This is a genomic window from Actinoallomurus sp. NPDC052308, assembly GCF_040679195.1.
GTDB classification, from domain to species: domain Bacteria; phylum Actinomycetota; class Actinomycetes; order Streptosporangiales; family Streptosporangiaceae; genus Actinoallomurus; species Actinoallomurus liliacearum.
In genome coordinates this window covers 751,962-764,192 of sequence record NZ_JBFAUM010000001.1, presented here as the reverse complement: position 1 = coordinate 764,192, position 12,231 = coordinate 751,962, and the positions used below count along the sequence as shown (strand labels likewise).

Annotated in this window: 11 protein-coding genes and 1 other RNA gene; 2 read left to right on the top strand and 10 right to left on the bottom strand. The window is 69.7% G+C overall.

The genetic code is table 11. The features are described 5' to 3' along the window. Window positions 1-93 precede the first annotated feature (93 nt). The 7 genes from AB0L00_RS03895 to ftsE all read right to left on the bottom strand — a co-directional run bounded on the left by AB0L00_RS03895 (window position 94) and on the right by ftsE (window position 7,436). Window positions 94-1,041: a DUF475 domain-containing protein gene (locus tag AB0L00_RS03895; RefSeq protein WP_364427907.1), complete on the bottom strand. Its 948-nt coding sequence runs from the start codon at window positions 1,039-1,041 to the stop codon at window positions 94-96. Between the two features lie 289 nt (window positions 1,042-1,330). Beyond that, window positions 1,331-1,705, bottom strand: a transfer-messenger RNA (tmRNA) gene (gene ssrA, locus AB0L00_RS03890). A 415-nt stretch (window positions 1,706-2,120) separates the two neighbouring features. After that, the gene (locus AB0L00_RS03885) at window positions 2,121-3,995 is read right to left on the bottom strand and encodes a penicillin-binding transpeptidase domain-containing protein (RefSeq protein ID WP_364427904.1); all 1,875 of its coding nucleotides are present in this window, start codon (window positions 3,993-3,995) and stop codon (window positions 2,121-2,123) included. Between the two features lie 2 nt (window positions 3,996-3,997). Further along, a complete protein-coding gene (smpB, locus tag AB0L00_RS03880; RefSeq protein ID WP_345353548.1) occupies window positions 3,998-4,471 on the bottom strand; it encodes an SsrA-binding protein SmpB in 474 nt (157 codons plus the stop codon). Window positions 4,472-4,475: 4 nt separating this feature from the next. Continuing rightward, window positions 4,476-5,666: a S41 family peptidase gene (locus tag AB0L00_RS03875; protein WP_364427902.1), complete on the bottom strand. Its 1,191-nt coding sequence runs from the start codon at window positions 5,664-5,666 to the stop codon at window positions 4,476-4,478. Window positions 5,667-5,721: 55 nt separating this feature from the next. After that, window positions 5,722-6,627 carry a permease-like cell division protein FtsX gene (ftsX, locus tag AB0L00_RS03870; protein ID WP_364427900.1) on the bottom strand — a complete coding sequence of 302 codons (906 nt, stop codon included), beginning with the start codon at window positions 6,625-6,627 and terminating at the stop codon, window positions 5,722-5,724. A gap of 110 nt (window positions 6,628-6,737) precedes the next feature. Beyond that, a complete protein-coding gene (gene ftsE, locus AB0L00_RS03865) occupies window positions 6,738-7,436 on the bottom strand; it encodes a cell division ATP-binding protein FtsE (RefSeq protein ID WP_345353542.1) in 699 nt (232 codons plus the stop codon). 266 nt (window positions 7,437-7,702) lie between these two features. Between ftsE and AB0L00_RS03860 the strand changes: the two genes are divergently transcribed. Beyond that, window positions 7,703-7,888: a hypothetical protein gene (locus AB0L00_RS03860; protein WP_345353540.1), complete on the top strand. Its 186-nt coding sequence runs from the start codon at window positions 7,703-7,705 to the stop codon at window positions 7,886-7,888. A 116-nt stretch (window positions 7,889-8,004) separates the two neighbouring features. Here the strand turns inward: AB0L00_RS03860 and prfB are convergent, their stop codons facing one another. Then, window positions 8,005-9,123, bottom strand: a complete 1,119-nt coding sequence (prfB, locus tag AB0L00_RS03855) for a peptide chain release factor 2 (protein WP_364427897.1) — start codon at window positions 9,121-9,123, stop codon at window positions 8,005-8,007. A gap of 141 nt (window positions 9,124-9,264) precedes the next feature. Here prfB and AB0L00_RS03850 point away from each other — a divergent pair, with 141 nt between their 5' ends. Next, entirely contained in the window at window positions 9,265-10,311 is a 1,047-nt protein-coding gene (locus tag AB0L00_RS03850; RefSeq protein ID WP_364427894.1) for a hypothetical protein, read from the top strand. A 9-nt stretch (window positions 10,312-10,320) separates the two neighbouring features. Here the strand turns inward: AB0L00_RS03850 and AB0L00_RS03845 are convergent, their stop codons facing one another. Both AB0L00_RS03845 and AB0L00_RS03840 read right to left on the bottom strand, forming a co-directional pair. Continuing rightward, window positions 10,321-11,277, bottom strand: coding sequence for a hypothetical protein (locus tag AB0L00_RS03845; RefSeq protein ID WP_364427892.1), 957 nt, complete (start codon window positions 11,275-11,277; stop codon window positions 10,321-10,323). A gap of 9 nt (window positions 11,278-11,286) precedes the next feature. After that, the gene (locus AB0L00_RS03840) at window positions 11,287-12,198 is read right to left on the bottom strand and encodes a hypothetical protein (RefSeq protein ID WP_364427889.1); all 912 of its coding nucleotides are present in this window, start codon (window positions 12,196-12,198) and stop codon (window positions 11,287-11,289) included. Window positions 12,199-12,231: the final 33 nt, after the last annotated feature.

The window sequence follows — 12,231 nt, the reverse complement described above, 5'->3', positions numbered from 1 at the left end:
GCATTCCCCACCCGGCGCCACCCCAACGCGCGGGCCGAGACGACGAAGACGACACGAAAGGGCGCGCCCGGCAGTGCCGGGCGCGCCCTTCGGTTACAGCGCGAGTTGGCGGCGCCGGAGGACCGAGTGGATCCAGCCCGCCCCCAACGGAATCAGGCATGCCACCGCGGCCCAGGAGCTGATGGCCGGATGCCACAGCTCGATGACCCAGGTGACGCTGAGGAGCCCGAGGCTCCAGTGTGCCGCAGACGCCAGGTAGGGCAGTTGCTTCACCTGCTTGACGAGGTTGACCGTGAGGATCCTCATCACCAGGACGCCGGCGAGCACGCCGAGGACGATGTCGACGAGGTGACTGCTGGCCGAGTAGGTCCCGACCCACATGTCGATCGACAGCGCGGCCTCGAACACCTCGACTCGCACGAACCCCTTCCACGTCGCGGCCTCGGGCCGCGGGCCGGAGTTCTCGCTCTTGTCCTCACTGAACTTGATCGCCGCGAAGGCCATCATGCCCAGCACACCGAAGAGCATGAACGTCCAGGAGAACGCGAAGTGGGATCCGAGGGCGAGCACGCCCAGGACTACGCCGATCGTTCCGACTTTGTAACGCCGAGCGTGCCGCTTGATGTGATCGTCCACCAGCCACGCGTGGTTCTTCTCGTCGGCGATGAACCACATCACGGCCGGGGCGACGAATCCGAGCCCCAAACCGACGATCTGTGGATGGACGGTCTCCAACAGGGCGGAGTAGCGTTCCGGCTGACCGACCAGCCCGTACACCGACCACGGGCTTCGCCATGCGCTGAGGGCGACGATCAGCGGCGGTACCGCCACCAGCTCCACCAACTGGATGAGGATGCCCGCAGTCACGTACACCTTCAGCCACCGGTCGAGTTTCTCCACCTTCTCGGAGATGACGATCAGGTTGTCGACTCCCGAGAGGAAGACGACCAGTGCCACGTCGAACGGGCCCATGCCCCTGATCAGGACGAAGGTGGCGAGTAACCCGATCGGTATGGCCAGGAAGGCCGATTTTCGAGGCACGAAAGGCCCCTCTCTGCTCTGTACGAGGTCCTTGCGGACCGCGAGCCGCTTTAGGGCTCGCGCAGAAGACTGTGCGCGGGGGAAACCCGTAGGCAAAGTCCGGTTGTGGCCGCCCGCGTTCCCATCAGGAACGCCTGGCCGAGCAGGTCGTGCAACGGCCACCACACGGGGGGCGTGGGGGCGGAGCCCCCCACCTCAGGGGGTTCGGGGGGTCGCCCCCCGAAAGAAATGACGAAGGGCCGGCGTGGAAGGAAGCCGAAAGGCTTCCGACCACACCGGCCCCAGGTCCGAGTGGAGGTGGCGGGAATCGAACCCGCGTCCTTCAGTACCAAGACAGGGCTTCTCCGGGCGCAGCCTGCTAGTCGTTTTCTCAGCCCCGGCGCTCACGCAGGCGTGTCGCCGACGGGCTCAGCCACTGTTAGGTTTCCCTGTCACTCCCGCGGCCGGAGTGGCAGGTTGAGTCTCCTAGCGATGCCAGGTCCCGGGCCGGAGACAGTCCCGGGCTGACAAGTTCGCTACCTAGCCTCAGGCGGCGAGGGCGAACTGAGTGCGCTTAGAGTTGGCACTTGTTGTTTTGCGGTTACAGGATTTACGAGGTCACAACCGCAACCCTCGGCCCGCTTCCCCGTGTCTCGACATACCGAAGTCGAAACCGGTCACCCCCTCTTGAGTTGTCAACCGGGCACCGAAGCACCCGTCGCGTCGACCGTACATCTTCAACACCGGGGATGCCAACGTGATTCCCGCCGCTGGACTCCTGGCGGGCGGTGGAGGTTCGACCGGGCCCTCACAGGGGCCGGGAAGGATGAGACCCCCGTGGGTGTGGACTAGGCACACCCACGGGGGTGACCGGCAGGGTCGGGCCGGTCCGGACGACAGAGCCTCCCCCGAGACGAGGCTCTGGTCTCATCACGGCGACTGAGTCCGCAACCCCCCAAGCGGTGTCTCAGTCACTTGTTAAGACGCCCGGTCACGCGCGGATGGTTGCGGCCCGAGAGTCAAGAAATGACAAAGCCGTCACGCCGGTCACAACGGCCTGCCGACGCAGCCCACGTCGGTGCCGCGTCCCGGGCCACAGGTCAGCGCTTCGCCTTCAGGAACGTCGCGGCCAGGGTCGCCGCCGAGACCTTGCCCTCGACGGCGATCGCGAAGGCCACGTCCTGCCGGTACCCGACGAACCACGAGACGACCTTGCCGTTGCCGTACGGCACCGTCGCGGTGACACCGGCCACCGGCCCGCCGGAGACCTTCGCCTGCTGGGCGGCTCCGCTCCTGACAGACGTGCTCATGAGGCTCTGCAGCGTCGTGACCCCGTCGGACGCGCCCAGCGGCTGGGCCTGCATCTGCGGCGGGGAGTCCTGCAGGAGCTGCGGCGGCCGCCAGGTGCCGACCGCGACCGCGCCGGCGACCAGCGCCATCGAGAGCGGGCTGACCTCGATCTTGCCCTGCCCGACCATCTCGGCGGCGCGCTCGGCGGTGCTGGAGGGCGTCGGCACGGAGCCGGAGAACGACGGCACCGACAGGCTCCACGGCGCGCCGAGCCCGAAGCGCGCCGCACTGGTGGACAGGTCCTGCGGGGCGATGTTGCGGTACAGCGCGGCGAACGCCGTCGTGCAGCTCACGGCGAAGTTGGAGTTGAAGGTCCCCCGGCCCACCCTGCCGCGGTAGGTGAAGTTCTGCCCGCCGATGTTCTGCGTGCCCTGTTTGCACGGCGACGACTCGATCTTCTGGCCGTTCTGCAGGAGCGCCCGGGTCGTCACGATGCTGAACGTCATTCCCGGCGGATAGTGCCCGTTCAGGGCGGCGCTGCTCGGCTGCGAAGGCTCACCGGACTGGCCGGCGTCGCTCTTGTGCTGCGCGGCGATGTTGTCCGCCGCCGCGAGGATCTTGCCCGTGGCCGGATCGATCGCGGCGAGGGACGCCGCGTAGGAGACCTTCCTGAGGGTGTTCTCGGCGGCGTCCTGCGTCCTGCGGTCGATCGTCGTGGCGACCTGCTGGCTCGGGTCGCCGAGGACCTCCTTCAAGATCTTCTCATTGGACCCCGAGAGGTCCTGCGCCACGACCTTGACGGTGGGGGTGCCGGCGAGCTTCCGCTGTTCCAGCACCTGCAGCCCGGACACGCCGATCGTGTCGCCGGGCTGGTACGGCGCGCCGACCTGCTGGAGGCGTTCGGCGGTGGCCGGTCCCAGCTTCCCGACGATCTCGTCGGCGACCGCCGGCGCGACGTACGCGATCTTGGTCTGCCCCTCGACGCCGGGCACCTGCCGGAGCTGGGCCGCGTCGCCGGCCTGGGCGGGGATCTGGAGGGTGACGAGCGGCAGGAACTTCTGCGGCGGCGCGGACCGCACGTGGGCGATCACGCGGTCCTTGTCCAGGTGGGTGATCTTCGACAACTGCCCGAGGGTCTGATCGGCGTTCGCGAGCCTGCCGGGCGTCACGCCGAAGACCTCGACCTGGACCTTCTTGAGCAGCGTCTTGGCCCTGTTGTCGACGATGGGCTGACGCGTCGGCGTCTCGGTCACGATCGCGAGCCGCTGACCCTGGCCGAGCTGCGGGTGGATGATCGACGGACTCCAGGTGACCTTCCACTTGCCGTTCGTCCGGTGCAGCCGCATCGAGCTGCCGTAGCTCCACGGCTGGCCGCCGTCGCCCAGGTCGATGCTGACCGAGAACTGGGCGGTCGCGTCCTCGCCGTTCTGCCGCACGCGGCCGAGCGCGAGGTGCAGCGACGCCAGGTCGAGCTGGGACGGTACGGCGCCGAGGACCGCCGCGACCTTGGTCCGGTCGCCGTCGGTCTGCTTCGCGGCGGTGCCGTAGTTGCCGTTCTGCCAGGCCACCAGGAAGTCGCGGATCGTCGGCAGCGGCGAGGGCTCGGCGAAGCAGCCCGCGCTCGCGGTCGTGACCAGCAGGGCCGCGGCCAGTCCGGCCGCCGACCGGAGCCGTCGGATACCCACCCTCAGCGCCTCCGCAGCCGTGCGGCGCGAGCCCGCTCCATCTCCCGGGCGGCGTCCCGCTTGGCGATGTCCTGCCGCTTGTCGTACTCGCGCTTGCCGCGCGCGACCGCGATCTCCACCTTGGCCTTGCCGTCCTTGAAATAGAGGGCGAGCGGGACCAGCGTACGGCCGGGCTCGTTGGTCTTAGCGATCAGCTTGCCGATCTCTCGCCGATGCAGCAGCAGCTTCCGGGGACGACGCGCCGCGTGGTTGGTCCACGTCCCCATCGTGTATTCGGGAATGTGCACTCCCTCGAGCCAGACCTCTCCGTCGCGGATCAGAGCGTACCCGTCCGTGAGGTTGGCCCGTCCGGCGCGCAGCGACTTCACCTCGGTGCCCATGAGCACGAGGCCCGCCTCGTAGGTGTCCTCTATGTGGTAATCGTGACGCGCGCGCTTGTTCTGCGCGATCAGTTTGCGTCCCTCTTCGCGTGGCAATGACTCAGCCTCGGTCCTTCTTCGGCAGGGTGGCCGACAGCCCGCGCACGACCGTGAGCGCGCGTCGCTCGGCCTCCCGGGGTGGGCGGTTCGCGTTCACCGCGACGTCGGGGTCGATCCCGGACCCATCGAGGTTACGGCCACTCGGAGTCCGGTATCGACCGACGGTGACTTCGATCGCGGATCCGTCGGCCAGCCGCAACGGCTCCTGCACCGACCCCTTTCCGAAGGTACGCGATCCGACGATCACTGCGCGATCTCGATCACCCAATGAGCCCGCGACGATCTCGGCCGCGCTGGCCGTTCCGCCGTCGACCAGGACGACGAGCGGGACCGCGGTGTCACCGCCCGGATCCGCCATGAGCCGCTCCGGCGGGGTCCCGGCGCGTTCGAACGTCGCCACGAGGCCGCCCGGCAGGAACACCGACGCGGTGTCGACCGCCTCGTCCAGCAGACCGCCCGGGTTCGCCCGCAGGTCGAGCAGCACGCCGCCGGGGCGCCGGGGCCGGCCGGTCACCGCCGCGCGCACCTCACGTCCGACTCCCCGCGTGAACGCCGCGATCCGGATCACGACCACACCGTCGGCGGTGAGGGACGCGCTCACGTCGTGAGAGGCCATGGCCGTCCGCACGAGCGCGAACCGCAGGGACACGCCGTCGCGGCGCACCGCGAGGTCCACGCCGGTGGCGGGCCGGCCGCGCAGCGCGGCGGCCACGGTGGCGACCGTCAGGTCGCGGGTGGCGATGCCGTCGACCGCCGAGACGACGTCGCCGGGGCGCACGCCCGCGCGCTCGGCGGGCGAGCCGGGCTGGACCCCGACGATCCGGACGTCGTTCCCGATCTTCTCCAGCCACAGGCCCACGCCGCTGTACCAGCCGTTCAAGGTGGCTTCGAGGCCGCTGAACTCCGCCGCCGAGTAGAACCGCGCCCACCGGTCGCCGAGACGGCGCAGCGCCCGCTCGACCACGGCGCGTTCCCGCTCCGGGTCCGAGGCCGGATCCGATCCCGCCCGCGCGGGATCGGCCACCGCCGGCTCGGCCGCACGCGCGGCCGGCCGGGAACCCCGCCGGAGCGGGTCCCGCCGTGCCGACGCGTGAATGCCCGTCCCGCCCGACCCGGCGCCCAGGACGTACGCGAACGCGAGAGCGGCAGTGGCGGCCGCCCCACGGAGCACACGACCGGTCAGCCGGGTCATGCGAGGATTCTACGAGCGGACTGATCACCGGACCGGCATATCGCCGGGAGCAGCGTCAGATCTTGAGGTAGCGGCGCAGGGTGAGGAACGACGCCAAGGCGCAGAGCAGGATGCCGAAGCACATCGAGGCGACGATGACCCCTGTCACGTCGACCCAGCCCAGCGGCGTCGCGAACTGCAGGTTCTTCTGCAGCCTGCCGAGCAGGAAGACCTTCGAGAAGCTCAAGAGGATGGCGGCGAACACGCCACCGACGAGACCCGCGATCGCGCCCTCGAGGACGAACGGCAGTTGGATGTAGATGTTCGAGGCGCCGACCAGCCGCATGATGCCGGTCTCCCGCCGCCGGTTGAACGCCGACAGCCGGATCGTGTTGGCCACCAGGAGCACGGCCGCGATGAGCTGGATCGCGGCGATGGTCAGCGCCGCCCACTGCAGACCACCGAGGATCTTGAAGAACTTCTCCAGGATGGCGCGCTCGTTGACGACCTGGTCGACGCCCGGCCGGCTGTTCATCTGGGCGACCACCGCGGCGAAGTTCTTCGGATCCTTGAGCTTCACCCGGAAGGAGTCGGGGATGTCACCGGGCTGGATCGAGCCGGCGATGCCCGGGCTGTCCTTGAACTGCTGCTTGGCGCGCTCGTACGCCTCCTGCGCCGTCTCCTGGGTGACCTTCGCCACCTGCGGCATGCTCTCGAGCTGCTTCTTGATCTCGGCCTTCTGACCGGGCGACGGCTCGCTCTTGTGGCAGTTCTGATTGGCGCTGAGCCTGTTGCACAGGTAGATCGAGACCTCGACCTTGTCCGACCAGTAGTTGTTGGACTTGTCGACCTGCATCTTCAGCAGCACACCGGTGCCGAACAGCGCCATCGCGATCGCGACGGTGACGACGAGCGCGATGGTCATCGTGAGGTTCCTACGGAGACCGATCCAGATCTCCTGAAAAACGAACTGTACCCGCATGCCTCGCTGTCCTTGGTCGTCCGGGTGTTGGTCGTGTCGGCGCGGCGGCGCGGTCTATCGAACGCCGCCGTACGCCTGGCCGGGTCTGCTACGCCTGGCCGACGGTCGGCTCAGACGCCGCCGTACGCCTGGCCGTAGACGCCGCGCGACTGGTCGCGCACGACGCGGCCGTCCTCCAGCTCGACCACTCGCTTGCGGAACGCGTCGACGATCGCCGCGTCGTGCGTCGCCATCACGACGGTCGTGCCGGTCCGGTTGATCCGGTCGAGCACCTTCATGATGCCGATGCTGGTCGCCGGGTCGATGTTCCCTGTCGGCTCGTCGGCCAGCAGGATCATCGGCCGGTTGACGAACGCCCGTGCGATCGCGACGCGCTGCTGCTCGCCGCCGGACAGCTCGTCGGGCATCCGGTGGGCCTTGCCCTCGAGGCCGACCAGGTCGATGACCTCGGGGACCACCTTACGGATGAAGCGTCGCGGCTTGCCGATGACCTCGAGGGCGAACGCGACGTTCTCGTAGACGTTCTTGTTGGGTAGGAGTCGGAAGTCCTGGAACACGCAGCCGATGCGGCGGCGCAGGTGCGGGACCTTCCAGTTGCTCAGTCGGCTCAGATCCTTGCCTGCGACCTGGATACCGCCCTGGGTCGGCCGCTCCTCCTTGAGGATCAGGCGCAGGAACGTCGACTTGCCGGACCCGGAAGGCCCGACGAGAAAGACGAACTCGCCCTTCTCCACGGCCACGTTGACACCCTGCAGGGCCGGTCGACTCTGGTGCGAATAGACCTTGGTGACGTTATCGAAGTGGATCACGGCTGCATCACGACGTGCCAGTCTAGGGGCTGGGGGACGGCGACGACTGTCTTTTCGTCGACAGACGCCCTGCCGCGGCTTCCCGGCTTGGCGGGCCGATTGGCCAAGCAGCAGTCTAGAGGGGAGACTGGCATGGATCGTCCAACTTGGGTACACCGAGGAAAAGCAACCGGGCATCACGGACACTCGCCGCCGAAGACGGCGGGCCACCGGCCAGGAGCGCTTAGGCTGAACGGATTCCCGCCGAACGTTCAGGAAGGAGCCGGATGAGCTGCGAACATCTGATCTGCGCGCGATGCTCGGGCCCCGTCGTCGAGGGGCGCTGCCCCGCGTGCCGCGCGGCACGGGCGGAGGTGCACCGTACCGGGCCGTTCGGCCTGTCCCCCATCGTGATCGGCGCCCTGATCCTGGCGCTGACGCTGCTGATCGCGCTCAAGCTGGGCCTGCACTGAGCGGCCGATCGCCCCGGCCCGCTGAGTGATAGGTCACCCCGGGCCGCTGAGCGATGGGCGCCCCCGGCCCTCCGCCGCCCGGCCGTCGGTCACCGACGGGCCGAGCGCGTGGTCGGTCAGTCCTGCTCGCCGGCCTCGCGGCGGCGCATCCAGCGGATCTCGGCCTCGATGAACTCGTCGATGTCGCCGTCGAGGACCGCCGTGGGGTTTCCGGCCTCGACGCCCGTGCGCAGGTCCTTGACGATCTGGTACGGGTGCAGCACGTAGTTGCGGATCTGCGTGCCCCAGGAGCTCGTCGTCTCGCCGCGCAGCTCGTTCATCCGCTCGGCCTCCTCCTGCCGCTTGCGCTCCAGGAGTTTGGCCTGCAGCACCGTCATCGCGGTCGCGCGGTTCTGCAGCTGGCTGCGTTCGTTCTGGCAGGAGACGACGATGCCGGTCGGCAGGTGGGTGATCCGCACCGCCGAGTCGGTGGTGTTGACGCCCTGCCCGCCGGGGCCGCTGGACCGGTAGACGTCGATGCGCAGCTCGTCCTCGGGGATGTCGACGTGGTCGGTCTGCTCCACCACCGGGACCACGTCCACGCCGGCGAACGAGGTCTGCCGGCGGCCCTGGTTGTCGTACGGGGAGATCCGGACCATGCGGTGGGTGCCGTGCTCTCCGCGCAGCGTGCCGTAGGCGTACGGCGCCTTGACCGTGAAGGTCGTCGACTTGATGCCGGCCTCTTCGGCGTAGGACGTCTCGTAGACCTCGGTCGGGTAGCCGTGGCGCTCGGCCCAGCGGATGTACATCCGCTGCACCATCTGCGCGAAGTCGGCGGCGTCCACGCCGCCGGCCTGCGAGTTGATCGTGACGAGCGCCTCACGGGAGTCGTACTCGCCGGACATGAGGGTGCGGACCTCGAGCTGCTCGATCTCCTTGCGGAGCGTGCCGAGGTCCCGCTCCGCCTCGCCGCGGGCGTCGTCGTCCCCCTCCTCCGAGGCCAGCTCGAACAGCACGGCGGCGTCGTCGAGCCGGCTGCGCAGCCCCTCGACCTTGCCGAGCTCGCCATCGAGGTAGGACAGCCGCCGGGTCACCTGCTGGGCGCGGTCCTGGTCGTTCCACAGGTCGGGATCGGCAGCCTGCTCGCGCAGCTCCGCGATGTCACGGCGCATCGAGTCGAGGTCGAGGACGGTCTCGATGCCGGTGAGCATCGAGCCGAGCTCCTTCATCTCTTCCGAGGGATCCATGGCTGCCACGTTCGAAAGCCTACCCGTGCCCGTACTCTCCGCGTACGCGCTCCGTCGGTCTTCGCCGACCCCGGAACCGGACCGCGCCGAAAGGCAGTCAGAGATCCCTGGCATACTCTGCCCGATAGCTGTAGCGAAGGCACGGGGTACATGAACAAGGCGGTTACGTCCACGCTCGTGGCGGTGCTCACCATCACCGCCGCCGCGGGGTGCTCGGGCAAGCCACACCGCACCGTACGAACGACCCCGGTCGCCGCCGAGAGCAGCCCCGCTCCCGAGCCGCTGACGCCCGACGTCGCGGCCAAGGCGTTCCACTCGTTCGTGAACAACGACGACGTCGCGCGGGCCAGCGGAGACGAACGGCTCTCCCTGTGGTGGACCAGTGAGGGGCAGTCGCAGCTCACGGCCGCGGCGTTCCGCCGGGCCGTGGCCGCCGGCGACCCGGTCCCCCGCTACCGCTACGAATCACCGGTCTTCTATGTGCCGCGCCTGCTGCTGACGGGGCCGCAGTGGTTCGTGGTGAGCGCGCGCCGGACGACCACGGACGGCAAGGACCCCCACACCGTGTACATGGGCTTCCTGCGGTCCAAGGCGGTCCAGCGCTGGCGGCTGAGCCTGCTCGCCGTGCTGGACGACAAGCAGAGGCAACCGAAGATCGCGGTGGACTCCGAGGGCTACGCCAAGGCCCTGGCCACCTTCGACAACGCCCTGCTGATCCCGCCACGGCTGGTGCCGTCGATCCAGGCGACACTCGCCGAGGAGGGCCCGCAGAACGTCGCCGCCCAGGTCATGCGGGCCGGGAAGTACACCACCGGCTACTACACCGGGGACCAGAAGGCGATGAAGAACAAGAAGCAGAAGAAGGCCGGGGTACGCAGCAGCGTCGTGTACTCCGCGACCTCCTTCCCGATCTTCCCGCTGGCGACCGCGGACGGCGGTGGGCTGGTGCTGTACGCCCTCAGCCGTGACACGGTCACCACCAAGAGCAAGAGCAAGCCCGGCCGCCTGCCGGTCCCCGATGACGCCGTGCCGTTCCTGAACTCCGATTCCGTCAAGAACGAGATCGACGTCAGCCAGACGATGCAGTACGTCGCGGTGGTCCCGGCCAAGCCCAAGAAGAAGGATGACGGCACCGTCAAGGCGCAGATCATCGGCGCCGACGGCGGCACCGTCAAGGCGGCCGTCCCGGCCAAGTAGCCCCAGGGCCTAGGACGCCTGGGCCGAGGCCAGGTCGAAGTCCTCGATCAGCGTGGTCGCGCGCCCGCGTACCGGCAGATACGTGACGGCCCGCCAGATCCAGGTGGCCGTCACCCGGTGCCCGGTCCTGCCGTGGAGGTAGGTGCGGACGTCCGCCGGCAGCACCGCGACGTCGCCGCTGCCGGTCGCCGTATAGGTCGTCGTCCGCCGCACCGAGTAGCTCACGATCGCCCCGCCGTCGCCGGTCCGCAGCGCGTAGACCGGATATCCGGTGGGCGAGGACCGGCCCGTGACGGCCACGTCGTGGTCGCGCAGTTGCTTCTCCTGGCGGGCCTCGGCGGTCCGCCACCCGCGGGCGACGTCGCTCGGTCTGATCGTGTCGTCGTCACCGCGATCGAGGTACGCGCCGTGCGCCGCCGGCAGTGCGGCGGGCGTGGTCGCCGGCGTGCCGGCACCCGGGTCGACCGCGACGGCGTAGCCCTGCTCGTCCGTGGCGATCCGGGGCGGCGGGCCGTGGAAGTAGAGCCGGCTCGACAGCCGCCACGCGGACTTCGCGCTCTGCTGCGAGAACACCGCGAAGATCGGGCGTTCGGCGCCACCGCGCCGCTCCAGCGCCGACACCGCGAACCACCGCGGCAGGCCGCGCAGCCGCGGGACGTACATCACGGGATTGCGCAGGGAGATCGCCCCGGTGCGCGGCGGCCGCCCGCCGCCGAGCCGCAGGGTGGCCTCGGCGGTGGCGCCGAGCGCGTCGGTGCCCACCGCACGCCACTCCTTCGCGTCGCCCGCCGTGACCGCCCGGTTGTAGTGGCGGACGTAGGCGGCGAGGACCTGCGCCGACGCGTCGGCCGAGACGGCGGGGGCCGCGGTGTCACCGGCGTCGCCGTCGCCGTCGTCGTGACCGCCCTGGCACCCGGCGAGCAGGAGGATCGCCAGCACGGCCGGCGCGACACGGCGGTGACGCATGCCGGAATTCTAGGAGGCGGTCGCCTGGATCGCCTTGCGGTAGCTTCCGACGACCTGGGCGGCACCCTGCGGGGGCACCACGGCGAGGTACTGGGTCAGAGCGGTCGTGTCCAGGTGCCGGCGGACCTTGCCGCTGATCAGACCGGCCAGGTCGCCGCCGTTGCCGATCAGCCCCGGCTTGGCCAGGTCGTAGCTCTCGCTCTGCCGCACGACGTACCAGACGAGGGCGCCGCCGTCGGTGGTGCGCAGCGCGAACGCCTGCTGCCGGTCCGGCCGGAAGTCGGAGGTGAGCGTCACGCCCCGGCGCTTGAGCGCGGACTCCGCCTTGACCAGCGCGTCGTGCGCCTGGGTGGTGTACGGGCCGGGCGCCATGCCGGACGTGCCGCGGGTCAGCGTGGCGGCGTGCACCGCGGCGACCTTCCCGGGCGCGGGCGCCGTCTTGCCGTCGTCGGGCGCGACCGCGGTGGCGTAGCCGTCCTTGTCCAGCGCGACGCCGGTGATCGTCGCGGCGGGGAACGGGTCGGCGGTGAGGAGCCAGGGGCCGCTGGGCCGCTCCTGGGTGAAGACCAGGGCGTGCCGGGTCTTGCCGGCGGTGGCGACGACCGCGAACCACTTGGGGAACCCCGTCTGCCGGGGGATGTAGTAGGCCGGAGCGCTGTAGACGAACGGCGCGTACTTCTCTCCGGCCGCCGTGCGCCGCCGGTACTCGGCGCGGTCCATGTCGAGCTGGGCGCCGGTCTCGACGGTGGCCAGCAGCTTCTCGTCGGACGTGCCGTTGGCCCGGTTGTTGACGGACTGATAGTGGGCGAGCAACTGCGCGGCCCGGTCCTTGGGCACGGCGGGCGCGGCGATCGCCGGCGAGCCGCCGCACGCGGCCAAGGGCAGCAGGACGACCGTCAGGGCGGTGAGGTGTCGAAGCATGCGGACCAGATTCGCACAGTGATCATTCGATCA